At 69.9% G+C, this 17,307-nt stretch carries 17 protein-coding genes; 11 read left to right on the top strand and 6 right to left on the bottom strand.

Translation table 11 applies throughout. From position 1 onward, the window contains the following. Positions 1–51: 51 nt before the first annotated feature. Positions 52–483: a hypothetical protein gene (locus tag O7629_RS05330; RefSeq protein ID WP_278167829.1), complete on the top strand. Its 432-nt coding sequence runs from the start codon at positions 52–54 to the stop codon at positions 481–483. Then, on the top strand, positions 483–1,913 hold the full coding sequence (locus O7629_RS05325; RefSeq protein ID WP_278167828.1) for a hypothetical protein: 1,431 nt from the start codon (positions 483–485) through the stop codon (positions 1,911–1,913). Before O7629_RS05330 ends, O7629_RS05325 begins: the two co-directional genes overlap by 1 nt. Here O7629_RS05325 and O7629_RS05320 read toward each other — a convergent pair. Beyond that, complete coding sequence (locus O7629_RS05320; RefSeq protein ID WP_278167826.1) at positions 1,892–3,361, bottom strand: SDR family NAD(P)-dependent oxidoreductase; 1,470 nt, start codon at positions 3,359–3,361, stop codon at positions 1,892–1,894. The two genes, O7629_RS05325 and O7629_RS05320, sit on opposite strands and share 22 nt — an antisense overlap. Before the next feature lie 201 nt (positions 3,362–3,562). On the opposite strand from O7629_RS05320, the gene O7629_RS05315 reads away from it, so the two are divergent. The 5 genes from O7629_RS05315 (at position 3,563) to O7629_RS05295 (ending at position 8,201) form a co-directional block, all read left to right on the top strand. Further along, on the top strand, positions 3,563–4,114 hold the full coding sequence (locus O7629_RS05315; RefSeq protein ID WP_199757477.1) for an RNA polymerase sigma factor: 552 nt from the start codon (positions 3,563–3,565) through the stop codon (positions 4,112–4,114). Beyond that, the gene (locus O7629_RS05310) at positions 4,111–4,920 is read left to right on the top strand and encodes a zf-HC2 domain-containing protein (RefSeq protein WP_278167824.1); all 810 of its coding nucleotides are present in this window, start codon (positions 4,111–4,113) and stop codon (positions 4,918–4,920) included. The genes O7629_RS05315 and O7629_RS05310 overlap by 4 nt, the downstream gene beginning before the upstream one ends. 110 nt (positions 4,921–5,030) lie before the next feature. After that, complete coding sequence (locus O7629_RS05305; RefSeq protein ID WP_278174415.1) at positions 5,031–5,831, top strand: ABC transporter ATP-binding protein; 801 nt, start codon at positions 5,031–5,033, stop codon at positions 5,829–5,831. Positions 5,832–6,177: 346 nt separating this feature from the next. Then, positions 6,178–7,590: a hypothetical protein gene (locus O7629_RS05300; RefSeq protein ID WP_278167823.1), complete on the top strand. Its 1,413-nt coding sequence runs from the start codon at positions 6,178–6,180 to the stop codon at positions 7,588–7,590. After that, entirely contained in the window at positions 7,587–8,201 is a 615-nt protein-coding gene (locus tag O7629_RS05295; RefSeq protein WP_278167822.1) for a hypothetical protein, read from the top strand. The genes O7629_RS05300 and O7629_RS05295 overlap by 4 nt, the downstream gene beginning before the upstream one ends. A gap of 82 nt (positions 8,202–8,283) precedes the next feature. Here the strand turns inward: O7629_RS05295 and O7629_RS05290 are convergent, their stop codons facing one another. Continuing rightward, positions 8,284–8,685: a hypothetical protein gene (locus O7629_RS05290; protein ID WP_278167821.1), complete on the bottom strand. Its 402-nt coding sequence runs from the start codon at positions 8,683–8,685 to the stop codon at positions 8,284–8,286. 108 nt (positions 8,686–8,793) lie between these two features. Continuing rightward, the gene (locus O7629_RS05285; RefSeq protein ID WP_278167820.1) at positions 8,794–9,207 is read right to left on the bottom strand and encodes a hypothetical protein; all 414 of its coding nucleotides are present in this window, start codon (positions 9,205–9,207) and stop codon (positions 8,794–8,796) included. 390 nt (positions 9,208–9,597) lie between these two features. On the opposite strand from O7629_RS05285, the gene O7629_RS05280 reads away from it, so the two are divergent. The 3 genes from O7629_RS05280 to O7629_RS05270 all read left to right on the top strand — a co-directional run bounded on the left by O7629_RS05280 (position 9,598) and on the right by O7629_RS05270 (position 13,521). Further along, entirely contained in the window at positions 9,598–9,939 is a 342-nt protein-coding gene (locus O7629_RS05280) for a DUF4212 domain-containing protein (RefSeq protein ID WP_278167819.1), read from the top strand. Next, positions 9,936–11,621, top strand: a complete 1,686-nt coding sequence (locus O7629_RS05275) for a sodium:solute symporter family protein (RefSeq protein WP_278167818.1) — start codon at positions 9,936–9,938, stop codon at positions 11,619–11,621. Before O7629_RS05280 ends, O7629_RS05275 begins: the two co-directional genes overlap by 4 nt. A gap of 418 nt (positions 11,622–12,039) precedes the next feature. Next, positions 12,040–13,521, top strand: coding sequence for an IS1634 family transposase (locus O7629_RS05270; protein WP_278167817.1), 1,482 nt, complete (start codon positions 12,040–12,042; stop codon positions 13,519–13,521). A 112-nt stretch (positions 13,522–13,633) separates the two neighbouring features. Here the strand turns inward: O7629_RS05270 and O7629_RS05265 are convergent, their stop codons facing one another. Genes O7629_RS05265 through O7629_RS05255 form a run of 3 tightly spaced genes read right to left on the bottom strand, consistent with a single transcriptional unit; the run spans position 13,634 to position 16,334 of the window. Beyond that, positions 13,634–14,458 (bottom strand): ABC transporter ATP-binding protein, encoded by an 825-nt coding sequence (locus tag O7629_RS05265; RefSeq protein ID WP_278167816.1) that lies wholly within the window; start codon positions 14,456–14,458, stop codon positions 13,634–13,636. Between the two features lie 51 nt (positions 14,459–14,509). After that, positions 14,510–15,292: an ABC transporter permease gene (locus tag O7629_RS05260; RefSeq protein ID WP_278167814.1), complete on the bottom strand. Its 783-nt coding sequence runs from the start codon at positions 15,290–15,292 to the stop codon at positions 14,510–14,512. A 37-nt stretch (positions 15,293–15,329) separates the two neighbouring features. Beyond that, positions 15,330–16,334, bottom strand: coding sequence for an ABC transporter substrate-binding protein (locus O7629_RS05255; RefSeq protein WP_278167813.1), 1,005 nt, complete (start codon positions 16,332–16,334; stop codon positions 15,330–15,332). A 238-nt stretch (positions 16,335–16,572) separates the two neighbouring features. On the opposite strand from O7629_RS05255, the gene O7629_RS05250 reads away from it, so the two are divergent. Beyond that, positions 16,573–17,295 carry a GntR family transcriptional regulator gene (locus tag O7629_RS05250; protein WP_278167811.1) on the top strand — a complete coding sequence of 241 codons (723 nt, stop codon included), beginning with the start codon at positions 16,573–16,575 and terminating at the stop codon, positions 17,293–17,295. Positions 17,296–17,307 lie beyond the last annotated feature (12 nt).

Here is a 17,307-nt window from a genome sequence, read left to right as displayed (position 1 = left end):
GAGCGTTTACCTACCTGTCGCCTGCCTCGCGGACCAGGAACAGGAGCACCGGTGGAACTACGACGATCACGCCCGAGCCGGCAGCTGGCTCAGGTGCTCGTGGTCATGCTCGCCCTGCTGTGTGTGGTGCTCGCCGGCCGAGGTGCCTACGACGCCGGGGTCACTGGTGTCGGATACGCCCGGTCACCGGGTCAACTGGCGCCGGACCGACGTCTGCACCACGACTTCGAGAAGATCCGCCGCGAGTTCGTCGCGACCGTGCCGCCGGGCAGTCGGGTGCTCATCGATCCGCCGCTCAAGCATCTCTGGCTGCAGCGGTTCAGTGAGTTCACCGCGCTGGCCGGCGGCACCGTGGTCACCAACCGCCGGGACGCCGACTACCGGGCCAGCCTCGTCCACCGGGACACCACGGTGGGACGCCGGTTCGACGTCGAGCTGACGGTGCTCCAGCCGATGGTGCCACTGCCGACGGTGCTCGACTGATGTCCGTCGTTCACCTGCTGACGGTCGCGCTCATCGTGGCGGCCGGACTGCCGCTGGCGTTCGCGATCGTCCGGTCCGTTCCTGTCGCCCTGCTGCTCGCTCCGCTCGCCACGGCGCTGGTCAGCACGGTCGCGGTGGTACTGATGCTGGTCTTCGGCGCCAGCTTCCGCAGCTGGCTGGCGGTAGCCTTCATGATCACCTGGGCGGTCTGCGGCTGGTGGCTACGCCGGACCTGGTGGCTGTGCCGGAAACAGCCGGCTCCGCCCGCCGTACCATGGCCGGCCGGCGCACCGTGGCTGGCCTTCGGCGTCACGGCCGGCGTTCTCGCCGTACCGTTCCTTCTTGTCCTGCACCCGCCGACAAGTTGGGACGCACACTCGATCTGGTGGCTGCACGCCGGGTACTTCACCTACGACGGCGAGATCGCCCGAGCGGCGATGGCCAGCCCCGGCTTCGCCTTCTCGCACACCGACTACCCGCCGCTGGCCTCCGCCCCGGTCGCCGCGGCCTGGACCCTGTTCGGCCAGGGCTACCGGACCGCGCAGTTGGTGTCGGCCGTGACCACGTTCTCGGCGGTCGCCGCCACCGTCGTGGCGGTCGCGAGCGCCTTCGCCCGGAGCCGGCCCTGGCTCGCCTGGTCCGCCGGGGTCGCGGTCGGACTGGCGACCTGGGCGACCGGAGCGGAGTACGTGGCCGCCGGCTACGCCGACGCCCTGTGGTCGGCGTGTCTGGTCGGTGCCGCTGCGGCTCTGCTACTCGGCCGCGATCCGTTCGTCCGTCCCGCTCTCGGGCTGGTGCTGCTGACCGCCGCCGTCCTCAGCAAGAACGAAGGGCTGGTGGCCGGCGGCATCCTCGCCGCCCTGGTGACGGTCCGGGAACGCCGTGACCTCGGCCGGGCGTGGCTGGTCTGGCTGCCGGTCGGGTCGGGCCTGGCCTGGGTCGGGCTGTCCCGCCTGGTGGGTTCGACATCGGACATCGAGCAGGCCGAGCCGCTGGGCAGCCTGTTCGGCGACACCGCCCGCCTGACCAGCCGCCTGCCCCCCACCCTCGACGCGATGTGGGAAACGGTCGGTCCGCTGGTGGCCGTGGCCGCCTGCGGTTCGCTGGCCGGGGCCATGCTGGTCCGTCGGCGACGTGCCGCGCTCGGAACCGGGTCGGACCTTTGGATCTGGCTGCTCAGCTGCGGGTACGCGACGACGTTGGTGGCCACCTATGTGACCGGGCCGTCGGACGTCGACTGGTGGCTGGGCGCGTCGGCGGACCGGGTCACCGTCCCGATCGCCATGCTCGCCTGTCTGAGCGCCGTGTCGTGGCTGCTGGCAGCCGTGAGCGACCGCGACGGGCCGGCCGGTACGCCGGAGCGGTCGGGAGAGTCCTCGGCCGGTGACCACCCGCCTGCGGCTGCGGCCTACCAGGCGGCCGGCGCGTAGTCCTTCAGGAAGCAGCCGAACAGGTCCTCGCCCTGCTCACCACGGACGATCGGGTCGTACACCCGGGCCGCGCCGTCGACCAGGTCCAGCGGCGCGTGGAAGCCCTCGTCGGCCAGCCGCATCTTCGTCGGGTGCGGCCGTTCGTCGGTGATCCAGCCGGTGTCGACGGCGGTCATCAGGATGCCATCGGTCAGCATCTCCCGCGCGCTGGTGCGGGTCAGCATGTTCAGCGCGGCCTTGGCCATGTTGGTGTGCGGGTGACCGGGCCCTTTGTAGCCGCGGCTGAACACTCCCTCCATCGCCGACACGTTCACCACGTATTTGCGCCGGGCCGGCGCGGCGGCCATCGCCGGACGTAGCCGGCTGATCAGGATGAACGGGGCGACGGAGTTGCACAGCTGCACCTCCAGCAGCTCCACCGCGTCGACCTCGTGCACCCGCTGCACCCAGCTGTTCACCGGGTCGAGGTCCGGCACCAGCCCACCGGCGTCGATCGCGGTGGCCAGGGCGATCCGGTCCGGGGTGGCCGAGCCACTGGTCAACGCCAACGCGGTGAGCGCCTGCGGGGTGATCGCCGACGGCTGCGACGGTCCGGCGATCGCCGTCGCGGCGGTGCCCCGGCCACCGACCGAGGCGAAACTGACGATCTCCGGCAGCGGCCCGTCGGGCAGCGGCGCCGACTCCGCGGCGACCAGTTGGGCGTACGCGCCGGCGCTGCGCCGGACGGTCTGCGCCGCGTTGTTGATCAGGATGTCCAGCGGACCCTGCGCGGCCACCGAATCGGCGACCGCGATCACCTGGGCCGGGTCGCGCAGGTCGACGCCGACGATCCGCAGCCGGTGCAGCCACTGGTCGCTGTCGTCCATGGCGGCGAACCGGCGGGCGGCGTCCTGCGGGAACCGGGTGGTGATCGTGGTGTGCGCGCCGTCGCGCAGCAGCCGCAGCGCGATGTACATGCCGATCTTGGCCCGGCCGCCGGTGAGCAGCGCCCGGCGGCCGGTCAGGTCGGTACGGGCGTCCCGGCGCTCGTGGTTGAGCTTGGCGCACGGCGGGCAGAGCTGGTGGTAGAACGCGTCCACCTCGCGGTAACGCTCCTTGCAGATGTAGCAGGCGCGGGGCTGGCGCAGGATGCCGGCGGTGGCGCCGACGGTCGACGACACCAGCGGGATGCCCCTGGTCTCGTCGTCGATGCGCCCGGGTGCCCCGGTCGCGGTCGCGGCGGTGACGGCCCGGTCGGCGGAGAGGACGGCGTCGCGGCGCTCGGCCCGCCGCTGGCGCTTCACCGACTTGTACAGCTTCGCGGTGGCCCGCTGCACCCGTACCACGTCCGGATGATCGGACGGCAGCGCCGACAGCGCCTCGATGACATCGAGGCAGACCGCCAGCTGCGCCGGGTCGACCCCGGCCGGGGCCGACTCACCAAGCGGCCGTACGTCGTCCACCGTCATGTCCGTACCCGTCTCGTCCCTGGATCGCCACCGATGCGACCTGAAACTCTACGCACCGGGCCGCCTTTGCCGCGAGAGCGCTGCACCGGGTGACGGCAACAGACGTTCCCGTGCGCCGTTCGGTCCGGCATCGACGCGTCACGTGACCCAGGTCACTCGAGATGGAAAACCATCGTGGGGGCGCGGATCGTCTTGCCTGTTGTGAGACGGAGCTTGGACGCACTCGACGAGGGTGAGCTGCTGCGCCGCATCGCCCGGGGCGATCGGCGGGCCTTCGACGAGCTGTACCGCCGGACGTCGCCCTGGTTGACCGCGCGGCTACGCCGCAGGTGCGCCGACGACGACATGGTCGCCGAAGTGCTGCAGGACACCTACCTGGCGGTATGGCGCTCGGCCGGCAGCCAGGCCCAGGACGCGGCGAAGGGCAGCGCGGTCGGCTGGCTGTGGACCATCGCCGCCCGCCGGCTGGTCGACGCGTTCCGCGCCCGGGCCCGCCGGGAACGGGTCCCGGCGGTGCAGACCGCCGCCACCGTCGCCCCGGCCGCCGAGGACGAGGCGCTGGCCGGCCGGATGAACGCCGACCTGGAACAGGCGCTGCTGGCCCTGCCGGCCAACCTGCGGCAGGTACTGCGCGCCATGGTGCTCGACGGTCTGACCACCCGGGAGACGTCGGTGCTGCTCGGCATGCCGGAAGGAACCGTGAAGACGTACGCGCGGCGGGCCCGGATCGCGCTACGGGAGGCGTTGTCATGACCACCCACCCCACCCCGACCCTGATCTCCCGCTACGCGTCCGGTGACCCCCGGGTCGACGACGCGACCGTCTGGGCAGTCGAAGCCCACCTGGAGTCCTGCGCGCCCTGCCGGATGCAGCTGTCCGACAGCGTCGGCCCGGCCGACCGGCAACTGCTGGACCGGGTGGCCGTCGGTGTCGCAGCCGGGATCGAGGCCGGCCCGGCACCGGTACGCCGCCGCCGGCTGCGGCGTTCCGGGGTCGCCGCCCGGATCCTCCCCTGGCTGGCCACGGCGGTCGCGTTGATGCTGATCGCGGTCCTGTTCGAGACCACCTTCGCCAGCCTGCCCTCGCTGGTCCTGCTGGTCGCTCCGGTGGCTCCCCTGCTGCCGGTGGCCGCTGCGTGGAGCCGCCGTACCGACCCGGCCTGGGAACTGATGGCGACGATGCCCCGGACCGGGTTGCCGTTGCTGCTGCGCCGCACCCTCGCGGTGCTGACCACGGTCGTGCCGGTGCTCGCGGCGGCCGGCTGGTCGACCGGGCAGTCCCCCGCGCTGTGGCTCCTGCCCGGTCTGGCCTTCACCGCTGGCGCGCTGGCACTGGGCGGGCTGGTCGGAGTGGACCGGGCCGCGCTCGGGTTGACGGTCCTCTGGTCGATAGGGGTGATCCTGCCCAGTCTGGTCGGCCGGCAACTCCCGGTCATCCTGGAGTCCGGCAGCTGGCCCGGCTGGGCGGTGGCCACCGTGGCGTTGGTGGCCGTTACGGCCGTACGGGCCAGCGACCACAACCGGCTGCGCCTCGGCCGGATCTCGTCCGACCGGTCCTGACTCCGCGACGCCGGCCGGTCGGACACACGGTCGGCCGGTCGGCTCACATCTTCCCCACCTGGCGGTGGTCCGCCAGGCGCCATGAGTTTCCACCGAAGGAGAGATTGATGATGCGTGCGGTCAGCGCGGCAGAGACCGCACCCCCCACGTACGCGTGGGCGGTGCACGCCGAACGTCTGGTCGTCCGGGCCGGCCGGCACCTTGCCGTCAACGGGCTGGACCTGGCGTTGGGCACCGGCGTGCACGGCCTGCTCGGCCCGAACGGCGCCGGGAAGACGACCCTGATGCGGGCCCTCGCGACGGTGCTGAAGCCGGCCGGCGGCCGGCTGACCCTGCTCGGCGAGGACGTGACCGGTCGGGCGGACCTGCGTCGGGTTCGGCAGCGGCTGGGCTACCTGCCGCAGCATTTCGGCTTCTACCCGCGCTTCACGGTGCGGGAGTTCGTCGAGTACATGGCCTGGCTGAAGGAGATGCCGAAGGCCGCCGTTCCCGGTGCCGTGCAGCGGGCCGTCGACCGGGTCGGGCTGACCAGCCGGGCCGACTCCAAGTTGAAGACGCTCTCCGGCGGGATGCTGCGCCGGGCCGGGATCGCCCAGGCGATCGTCAACGACCCGGAGGTGCTGCTGCTCGACGAGCCGACCGTCGGGCTCGACCCGGAACAGCGCCTGGACTTCCGGGAGCTGCTGCGCGAGATCGGCTCGGACAGCTGTGTGCTGGTCTCCACCCACCTGGTCGAGGACGTCGCCGCAGCCTGCACCGACGTGGTGCTGGTCAACGAGGGCCAGCTGGTCTGGCAGGGCGCCAGCGGCGAACTGGCCGCGCAGGGCAGTGCCGACGACGCCGGGGACAGCGCCACCGAACGCGGCTACTCGGCGCTGCTGCGCGCGTACCGAGGGAAGGTGCCAGCTTGACATCTCCCCCTGCTGAAGCAGGGAGACTCGACCCTCACGGGTCGAGTTTTCTGCTTCGCCGACCACAGCCGACCCGAATCAACGGCAAGGGACGGAGTACCGCCCATCGGTCTTACACAGTCTCCACAGACGTCACTTCCCACCAGCCCGGCGGTAGGCCCGACCGGCTTGGTTGTCACCGGAAAGGCAACACCACGTTAGCACACCTGTCCGTACGCCGGATGTCCCGGCGTGCGGGTAGTGGACGTCGATCCGCCTCGGCGGCGAATCGACTTTCCCTGTCCTGCTTCGCAGGAGTCCGTTTCCTCCCCGGCCGGAAGGCCGGAGTATCAACGGAAGGCATCTGATGACCGGGCGAATCATGAAGACGGAGCTACGCCGGTCGGCGGTACCCGGCATCGCTCTCCTGCTCCTGGTGGTCGGCGCGGTGTTCACGCTGACGTCGACCGAGTTCTTCGCGGGACGGTGGACCCAGCTGGCCCTCTACAGCCGGGGATCGCTGCTGTTGCTGATCCCGCTGGCGTTGGCCGGCGGCGCCTGGCTCGGCCGCCGCGACCGGCGCAGTCGCGTCGGTGAGTTGTTCGCCACCACGGTGCGCCCGCGCTGGCAGCGGATCCTTCCGCTCACCGTCGGGTTCGCCGCCACCATGGTGGTGGTGTACCTGCTGGCCGCCGCGGTTGGGGCGATCTGGGTGGCACCGACCGCGGCCTACCTCTCCCCCACCGTGTTCGGCATGATTGCGGTCGGTGCGCTGGGCATGGTCGCCGCCAGTTGGCTCGGCATGGCCGCGGGTCGGGCCGTGCCCCGGATCGTCACCGCGCCGGTGCTCGCCGTCGTCGGGTTCGCCGTAGTGGCGCTGCTGCCGGATTTCGTCTCGATGTCGGGCTACGACGCCAACTTCGTCAAGGCCCGCCCGGATCCCTCCGCGTTGCTGCTCACTCCCGCCTTTCCTGGCGGCTTCGACGACCTGCAGACCCTCCCGGCCTCGGTCAGCATGCTGCAGGCTGTGTGGTTGGCGGCGCTGGCCGGCACCGCGCTGCTGCTGATCGGCGCGGTACGCCGCAGCGTGCTCGCCGTAGCGGTGCTGCCCGCGGTCCTCGCCGCCACGGTGGCGGTGCCGCTGCTGCCCACCGGCGGCTACTACGGCGCGGCTGTCGTCGACCCCGCCGCCGCCGAGCTGGTCTGCGACGACGACGGCCCACCGGTATGTGTCCGGAAGGTGCATGCGGCGCTGCTACCCGACATCGTCGGGCCGGTCCGCGAGGTGCTCGCGCTCGCGGCGGCCAAGCTGCCCAACCCGCCGGTACGCGCGGAGGAGACCGCGCGAATGGACGCGTACGCGGCACCGGAGCAGCCAGCGGTGCGGCACGACGCGGACACCCTGGTCTTCAGGTTCCCCAGCATCACCTCGAGTGGGAAGGCCGATCTCAGCGACGGAGACTTCCGGACGGACTTGCTGGCGTCGTTATGGTCGCAGGAGTGCCGCGACAGCGGCGGCGCAACCGGCCAGGTGGCTTTCGCTATCGACTATGCGCCCTTCCAGCCGGAGGCGGTGGCGACGGCCTGGCTGACCGGCGGGCCGCCGCAGCCGCAGGACTGGTGGCGGCCCCAAGACCAGCAGAAAATCGATGCGGCGTACCAGGCGCTGACCGCGCTGCCGGCGGATCAGCAGCGCCAGCTCGTCGGGCAGGCCTACGCGGCGGCCCTCGCCTGCGACTACGACCAGTTCGAAGCGCTCCTGATGGCGGGCGACCAGTGAGGTTCGTCAGTCTCTACCTGCGGTCGCGCCGGTTACCCCTCGCCGCGGTCATCGCGATCGGCGCCGTCGCGCTGACCTGGGTCGCCTGGCCGTACTTCTCCGACGGACAGACCGTCAACACCCGGATGATCAGTGTCGTCGTGCTGATCGCGGCGGTCGCGCTCGGCACCACGCTCAGCGGCGCCGACGACGCCCTGGACCACTCCGCCTCGGCCCGCTGGCCGGTCCGCCGCGCCGTTCACCTGCTGCTCACCGCTGCCACGCTCATCGCGCTGCTCCTGGTCACCACGGTGACCGAGGCCCGGTTCGAGCCGCTCGACGTGGTGGTACGCAACACGGCCGGTCTGGTCGGGTTGACCGCGCTCGGCGCCACGCTGTTCGGCGCGGCGCTGTCCTGGATCGCGCCGCTGACCTGGACCCTGATCTCGATCATGCCGTGGATGGGGCCGAGTGGGCAGCTGCGGATGCAGGTGGGCGCCTGGCTGATCCAGCCGGCCGGGACCACCGCCGCCACGGTCTGCGCGACGCTGCTGGCGGTGGCCGGGCTGGTGGCGTACACGGTGCGTGGCTGCCCGCTGCGGCCGGCAGCGGAGACGCTGCCGGACCACTGACCGGCAGCGTCTACCAACGACGGACGGGCGGCTCGACCAGCGAGCGACCGGCCACTGACCGGCGGCGGTTTCCCGCCGCCGGTCAGTGGTGGCCGGACAGCAGCCGCGAGTTGTACCTCTCGGTCGCCCGCAGCGCCAGGACCGGGCCGGCCACCAGATAGGCCACCCAGGTCATCGGCAGGGTGATCCAGCCGATGACGATGAACGTGAGCAGGACGTTGATCCAGAAGAACACCCAGAACGAGACCATCAGCACGATGCCGGTCGCCATCTTGCCGGCGTAGATGTTGCCGATCCCGAAGATCCCGAACAGGCCGGGCACCAGTTCCAGGGCGACCGCCGCGCCGGCAGACTTCGGCACCGCCGGGCCCTGGCCCGGGACGGGGGCGTAGCCGCCCGGTTGGTACGGCTGCCCCTGGTACGGCTGCCCCGACGTGGGCATCGGCTGCTGCGGCCCCGACTGGTAGGGGTTCTGGTAGGTCACCGGCTCAGTCTCCCAGCTCCCGCAGAGATCAACACCGTACGTTCGGTCGTCCGCCGCCGGTCTTCCGTCGCTGCTCAGCGGCCAGCCGGCGGCCGGCAGACCGGGTCGTCAGCGGATCGAGATCAGCCGGATCGCGGTACGCAGCAGGACGACCGCGGCGCCAGCCACCATGACCATCCCGATCCCGGGCATCAGCTGCCCCCAACTGCCGGTGGTCGAGCTGAGGTAGACCAGCCGGGCAGCCTGCCAGCCGATGATGACGGCGACCGCGAGCCCGGGTAGCAGGGCGTGGGCGATGGCTACCTTGCGGTACGGCAGCAGCGCGCCGGCGACGGCGATGAAGCCGGCGGACAGCGTCCACAGCCCGGGACCGGCGGTGCCGGAGAGCGACCCGAACGGGGTGATCACCCAGGGGAGCAACGAGCCGACCAGCGCGAGCAGGCCGCCGATGATCATGCCGAGGCTGCCGGCGTGCAGGATGCGCCGACGGGCAGGGGCGGCGGTGGATGCGGTGTCAGCCATGTCCGGATGCTAGGCCGGGATCCCTGGTGTGACCCAGCCGGCAATCGGTGAGTGGTCGGGCGGGGCCGCTGGACGGCCAGATAGTCACCACAAAACGCACGAACCGGGCGACGCCCCTCCGCTTGTCCACCACCGCCGACCGCTCACAGGCCCGGGTAGACCGTTCACCGCCCCAACCCGGCGTAAGGCAGATCAACTATTGCCTGTCCGGGCCGGGTCACGTTCTCTTCCCAGATTAAGGGTGTGACCGACCGCACAAGCCGTCGGGCGGTCCCGACTGACCAGCGGAGGTGCGGATCGGACAGCGGCACAGTCGCGGCACGGTGGCCTGCCGGTCGCCGCGCCACGGCCCGTCACCTGCCGTTCCCATAACGACTAGGAGGCCCCACAGTGACTGACGTAACCCCCGATAAGAACGTCGGTGGCGGGGAACCGCCACCGACGACGTCACCACCGGACAACGGTTGGCGCCAGGAGTACTGGCGCAAGAACCTGCGCCTCATGGTGATCCTGCTCGCCATCTGGTTCGTCGTCTCGTTCGTCTGCGGAATCCTGCTGATCCAGCCGTTGAACAACATCGAGATTCTCGGGTTCCCACTGGGGTTCTGGTTCGCCCAGCAGGGATCGATCTACACCTTTGTGATCCTGATTCTGGTCTACGCGAAGATGATGGACCGGATGGACGACCAGTTCGGTGTCAGTGAGCGACCGGCGGAAGGGGGAGAGAAGTGACCCAGATCCAGGGCTGGACGCTCGGCTTCATCATCCTCACCTTCGCCCTCTACCTCGGCATCGCCTGGCGCAGCCGGGTAAAGGAAACAACCGGCTTCTACGTGGCCGGTCAGGGAATCCCGACCGTCGCCAACGGTGCGGCCGTCGCCGCCGACTGGATGTCGGCCGCGTCGTTCATCTCGATGGCCGGTCTGATCGCGTTCCTCGGTTCGGACGGCTCCATCTACCTGATGGGCTGGACCGGCGGCTACGTGCTGCTGGCTCTGCTCATCGCCCCGTACCTGCGTAAGTGGGGCAAGTTCACGGTCCCGGAGTTCGTCGGCGACCGCTACTCGGAGACGGTACGGACGATCGCCGCCGTGGCCGCGATCATCATCTCCTTCACGTACGTGGTCGGACAGATGCGCGGCGGCGGCATCGTGTTCAGCCGGTTCCTCGGGCTGGACATCACCGGCGGTGTCATCGTCGCGGCGCTGATCATCTTCGCGTACGCGGTGCTCGGTGGCATGAAGGGCATCACCTGGACTCAGGTGTCGCAGTACACCGTGCTCATCATCGCCTACCTGATCCCGGCGATCGCGGTGGCGCAGCAGATGACCGGGCTGCCGATCCCGCAGGTCACCTTCGGGCAGATCCTCGGAGAACTCAACGCACTCAGCACCCAGATGGGGCTGAGTCAGTTCACCGAGGCGTTCTCCGCCCGACCGCAGATCGACGTGTTCCTGGTGACGATGTCACTGATGATCGGTACCGCCGGTCTGCCGCACGTCATCATCCGGTTCTACACGACGAAGACGGTCCGGGGCGCCCGCTACTCGGCGTTCTGGGCGCTGTTCTTCATCGCGCTGCTCTACACCACCGCTCCGGCGGTGGGCGCGTTCACCAAGCTGAACCTGCTGCAGGACGTCAACGGGGTGGCGGCGGACTCGCTGCCCCGATGGATCGAGAACTGGGCGGCGACCGGGCTGGTCACGGTCAACGAGAACGCGCAGACGATCCAGACGGTCAGCAACAGTCCGACGTCCGGGGCCGATCTGATCGTCAACAACGACATCCTGGTGCTGGCCAGTCCGGAGATCGCCGGCCTGCCGGCACCGATCGTCGGCCTGGTGGCCGCCGGCGGCATGGCGGCCGCGATGTCGACCGCCGCCGGTCTGCTGCTGGTCATCTCCTCGTCGTTCTCGCACGACCTGTACTTCCGCCGGGTCAAGCGGGACTCGACGGACAAGCAGCGGCTGCTCGCCGGCCGGATCGCCATGGGCCTGGCGGTACTGATCTCGGTGTACGCCGGCATCAACCCGCCGGCGTTCGTGGCCCAGGTGGTGGCGTTCGCGTTCGGTCTCGCCGCAGCGAGCTTCTTCCCGATCATCGTGCTCGGCATCTTCTGGAAACGATGTAACGCCACCGGCGCCGCCGCCGGCATGGTGTCCGGCATGGCGTTCACCGCCGCGTACATGATCTACACGTTGGAGGTGTTCGGCACTTCGGCGAACCCGCACATCTTCGACATCAGCCCGGAGGCCATCGGCACCATCGGTGCGATCGTCAACTTCATCGTCACGATCGTCGTGTCGAAGATGACGGCACCGCCTCCGGAGGAGATCTCCGAGATGGTGGAGAGCATCCGTTACCCGGCGGCCCGCCGCGCCGTGCCGGCCGGCTCCACCGGCGACTCGGCCTGATCCGGACCGTCTTTCCGATCCCGGACCGCCCCGCAGGGCGGGCCCCGACAACGACGTCGGGGCCCGCCCTGCGGCCAGACCCGACCGGAGGGCGGGTGGCCGGCCCTCCGGCCGATCTGGCCGTCAGTTCCGGTGCGGACGTCAGGTTTCGGCGGCGCCGGCCGCGACCTCCCGATGCACCACGTCGAGCAGGTGCCGCTTCATCTGGTTGAACTCCGGTGAGGTGACGTCCCGCGGTTGCGGCAGGTCGATCGAGCTGATTTCGGCCTGACTCTTATCACGGGGCTGGGTTTTGGCGGACCGTAGTTCGCTGACCTGGGGTTTTGGTGTGGTGGATGTGCACTAAACCGTGGCGTCTAGGCTGTCGGGTGTGTCGCCGTACGTCCGGACTGTGAAGACGGCTTCGGGTGCGAGGGCCGTGCAGATCGTGCACTCCTCGCGGCGGGGGTCACGCGATATCGAGCACATCGGGTCGGCGCACGACGAGACGCAGCTCGCGGTGTTGAAGTCGGTCGCGCGGCAGCGGTTGGCGGCGGGTCAGGGCGAGCTCGACCTGGGGCTGGACGACAGTTCGGACGCGGGCGGTCCGTTGGAGATCACGAGTTCGCGGATGGGGCACCTGTGGGACGCGTTGTGCCGCGGCTACGACCAGCTCGGGTTCGCCGAGGCGACCGGCGGTGACGAGGTGTTCCGGCAGCTGGTCCTGGCCCGGATCATCGAGCCGACCAGTAAGCAGGACAGCCTGCGGGTCCTGGACGAGGTCGGCGTCGACGCGGTGTCGTATCCGACGGTGAACCGCCGCCTGCCGCAGTACGCCAAGGCCGGCTGGCGTCAACGCCTGTCGGCGGCGTGCGCGGCGCACGCCCGGCTGGGACCGGCGTCGTTGGTGCTGTACGACGTGTCGACCCTGTACTTCGAGACCGACACCGGTGACGGGTTCCGCGAGTCCGGGTTCTCCAAGGAACGCCGCCTCGAACCGCAGATCACGATCGGGCTGCTGACCGACGCGGGCGGGTTCCCGCTGATGGTCGAGGCGTTCGAGGGCAACAAGGCCGAGACGTTGACGATGGTGCCGACCATCCGGTCGTTCATGGACGCGCACCGGCTGCCCGATGTCACGGTCGTGGCCGACGCGGGGATGATCTCGGCGGCGAACCAGCGCGCGATCGAGGACGCCGGGTTGTCGTTCATCCTCGGCGCCCGTATCGCCGAGGTTCCCTACGTGGTGTCCGAGTGGCGGCGTGAGCACCCCGGCCAGGAGATCGGTGACGGGCACGTGTTCTGCCAGCCGTGGCCCGCCGGCCCCGGCGACCGACGCCGCGACCAGGTCATCTACTACCAGTACAAGGCGGACCGGGCCCGACGCACCCTGCGCGGCATCGACGAGCAGGTCGCGAAGGCCGTCAAGGCGGTGGCGGGCAAGGCCCCGGTGAAACGCAACCGGTTCATCCACCTGGCCGGGGAGACCAGGACCGTCAACCGGACCCTGGAGGCGAAGGCCCGCGCCCTGGCCGGGCTGAAAGGCTATGCCACCAACCTCACGACCAGCCCTGACGGGGCACCGGTCACCGCTGGGTTCGTGATCGACGCCTACCACCGGCTGTTCCAGATCGAGAAGTCGTTCCGGATGTCCAAGCACGACCTCGCTGCCCGGCCGATCTACCACCACAAACGCGAGTCCATCGAGGCGCACCTGACGATCGTGTTCGCCGCCCTGGCCGTCGCCAGATGGATCGAGGACCGCACCGGCTGGTCGATCAGGAAGTTCGTCCGGACCGCCCGCCGCTACCGCACCATCCGCATCCAGGCCGGCGACCACACCCTCACCGCAGCAGACCCCCTACCCGACGACCTCCGCCACGCCCTCAAGACCATCCACGCCCACCCAGGTGCGCACTAATTTGATAAGACTCGGGCGACAACGACGTCGGGGCCCGCCCTGCGGCCAGACCCGACCGGAGGGCGGGTGGCCGGCCCTCCGGCCGATCTGGCCGTCAGTTCCGGTGCGGACGTCAGGTTTCGGCGGCGCCGGCCGCGACCTCCCGATGCACCACGTCGAGCAGGTGCCGCTTCATCTGGTTGAACTCCGGTGAGGTGACGTCCCGCGGTTGCGGCAGGTCGATCGAGCTGATTTCGGCGACATGGCCGGGTACGCCGTGGTTGGGGCCGCCGCTCATCACCACCACCCGGTCGGCGAGCAGTACCGCTTCCTCAACACTGTGGGTGATGAACAGCACGGTCGACCGGACCTGTTGCCAGATCTGCAGCAGCGACAGCTGAAGCTTCTCCCGGGTGAGCGAGTCGAGCGCGCCGAACGGCTCGTCCATCAGCAGCACGGCCGGATCGTTGGCGAGCACCCGGGCGATCGCCACCCGCTGCTGCATCCCGCCGGAGAGCTGGTGGGGGAATCGGTCGGCGAACTTTCCCAGCTGCACCAGCTCCAAGTAGCGTTCGACGACGCGGCGCGTCTCGGTGCGACTGACGCCGCGTTGCCGAGGGCCGTACCCGATGTTGCCGGCTACTGTCAGCCAGGGGAACAGCCCGTAGTCCTGGAAGACCACTCCCCGGTCGGGTCCCGGAGCCCGGACCGGCCGGTCGCGCACGGTGAGTGACCCGGCGGTGACCGGCTCGAAGCCAGCGACCAGCCGCAGCAGCGTGCTCTTGCCACAGCCGCTGGCACCGACGATGCAGACGAACTCACCCTCGGCGATATCCAGGTCGATGTCCCGCAGGGCTTCGACCGTCCGGCCGCGGCTACCGGGGTACGTCTTGCCGAGTCCCCGGCAGGAGACCGCCGTGGTGACCGGCGCGGTCACCGGGTCGGTGGCTGTCGGCATGATTCCTCCTCGTTGCTGGTGGATGGCCGGCGTCGCTGGTGGATGGCCGGCTCAGCTGCTACCCAGCGGCCGGTTGCGCAGGGCCAGCCGCCACAGTGCGGACATGCCCTTGTCGGACAGGAACCCGGCGAGTCCGATCACCAGCATCCCGGTGATGATCAGATCGGTCCGGCTGACCTGCCATGCCTGGGTGATCAGGGCGCCGAGTCCGGTCTGGACGCCGACGGTCTCACCGACGACCACGATCACCCAGGCGAACCCGAGCCCGATCCGCATGCCGGCGAAGACGCTGGGCAGGGCCGCCGGAAGTACCACCTGCCAGAGCACCCGGTGTCGGGCGGTGCCGAGCATCGCGGCGGCCTCCAACAGTCGCGGCGGCACGTTCCGTACCCCGGCGATCGTGTTCAGCAGCACCGGGTAGAACGTCGCGATCACGATCAGGACGATGGCGCTCTTCGAACCGATGCCGACGATCACCACCATCAGCGGCGCCCACGCGGTGACCGGGATCGGTCGTAGCAGGTTGACGGTGGGGTCGAGCAGCGACGACAGTCGCGGTGACCGTCCCATCAGCACACCCAGCGGTACGGCGATCAGGCAGGCGATGCCGAAGCCGGTAAGGACTCGGCGGGCGCTCTGCCAGATGTGCTCACCCAGCGGGGCATCGAAGGCGAGTCGGCCACCGAGAAGTTCGCCGAACTGGGTGAAGACCTCGACCGGGCCGGGCAGGTTGGCCACCAGATCACCGCGCACCACGAGTTCCCACAGGATCAGCAACAGCACCGGTACGGGGATCGCCAGCGCGACGGTGCGCCAGTTCCGCAGCTGGTTCACGGGTTGCCTCCAGTGCTGTTCGGTCGTTGCCCGGTACTCACATCAGCTCCTGGACGAACGACGGGTCGATGAAGCGGTCGTAGTCGGGCTCGTCCTGGATCTGGTCGAGCTGGAGCTGCTGCTCACCGAGGACCCGGGTCTGTGCCTGGTAGTCGTCGTCGATCTGCCAGCGCAGTTCGATGTTGGGCACGGCGAGTTCGAGGGACTCGGCGCTGAATCCGTACTTGTCGACGACGGCCTCAGCCCAGACGTCCGGGTTGTCACGCATGTAGTCGGTGGCCCTGGCGTGCACCTCGACCATGGCCTGAACCAGCTCGGGATCGGCGGCGATCACCGATTCACTGGTCGCCATGATGATGTTGATCTTGCCCATGGCGGTGTCGTACGGCTTGGTCACCACCACTGATCCGCCCCGTACCAGGGCGTCCGACGGACCGGTCTCGGCACCGGAGAACGCGTCGATGTCGCCCCGGGCCAGCGCCGCCGGCATGTCGGCGAACTGCACGTTGACCAGGTCGACGTCGGTCGCCGGGTCGATGCCGGCGTCGGTGAGAGTGAGCCGAAGCAGGATGTCCTGGGCCGATCCGGGTACGTAGCCGATCCGCTTGCCGCGCAGGTCGGCGACGTCGCCGATGCCGGACTCCTCGCCCGCGACGATCGCCGAGCCACCGTCGGCCGCCGCGGCGACCACCACGACCGGTTCGGCGTTCGCCGCCCCCTGCAGCGCAGCGGTGATGCCGGTGACACCGAAGGTGAGATCCCCACTGACCACCGCGTTCTTGATCTCGGTGGAGTTGGCGAACGGGACGATGTCCAGGGTGACGTTCTCCGGGAGGAACCGGTCGTAGAACAGCGGGTGGGACAGGTGCGGCTGGCGCAGCACCCCGACCGTGACGCTTCGTTGTTCGCCCTCGAGCGCGACAAGGTCGGCCGGATCGACCGGCCCGCCGGCCGTACCGCCGCCGTCGCCACAGGCGGTGAGCGCGAGCAGGGCCGCCGCGACCAACGCCAGTCGCCGGGGTACGGGTGTCCAGAGGCGCATATCGGCTCCCCAATCATGAGGCAACTTGTTGCGTCCTATAGGACGACCGAGGTGTTTCCGCAAGGTATCGACCCCATTACGGGCCGGTCAGACCTCGTTTCGAGGGGCCAGAAGGCGCGACAATGACCGGAGATCGGGGCCGGTACCGGACCGAGCAGAAGGAAGAAGCCTCGGACGTTCCTATAGGATCTGGGCAGCACCGGGCGCCCGACGGGGCCCACAGCCGTGAGGAGCATCCGTGACCGTTGACGTGGAACCGGGCGGACACCCGGAGCCGGGCGGAATAGCCGCGTTGCCGCGGTTGCGCCGCACCGAGCGGGCCGGACACACCGGTGACCAGGTGCGGGACCTGCTGGAAGAAGCGATCCTGGCCGGCGTCCTGGCACCCGGCACCCATCTGAACGCCGAGGCGCTGGCCAAACAGCTCGGCGTCAGCCACATCCCGGTCCGCGAGGCACTACGGTCGCTGCACGCCGCCGGCTGGATCGACACCCGCCCCCACCTCGGCGCATTCGTTCGGGCACGCACCGAGCAGGAACTCGCCGACCTGTTCGAGCTACGTCTGCAACTGGAGTCACACGCCGCCGTGCTGGCCGCGGAACGACGTACCACCGCCCAGTTGGACCAGCTCGACGGCATCCTCAGCCGGCAGCGGGCGGCCGTCGATCCGTTCGCTCTCGGCGAGATCAACGCCGTTTTCCACGTAACGGTCGCCGAGTGTGCCCAGAACCAGTTCCTGATCGACTTCGTCCGGACCCTCAGCATCCGGACCCGGTTCTACTTCGCCACCGTCGCCCCGCAACGCCGGGACGACTCGCTGCGTGAACACGGCGAGATGATCGACGCGATCCGGCGGCGCGATGCGGCCACCGCCGGTCGTATCGCCCACGAACACGTTTTCCACACCCGCGCTGACGTGCTCCGGGCGCTACGCGGCGACCCCGCTACGGCACCCGGCTGACGACCGCCGGGC

Source organism: Solwaraspora sp. WMMD792 (assembly GCF_029626105.1).
Taxonomy (GTDB): domain Bacteria; phylum Actinomycetota; class Actinomycetes; order Mycobacteriales; family Micromonosporaceae; genus Micromonospora_E.
This window is presented reverse-complemented; position numbering and strand designations above follow the sequence as displayed.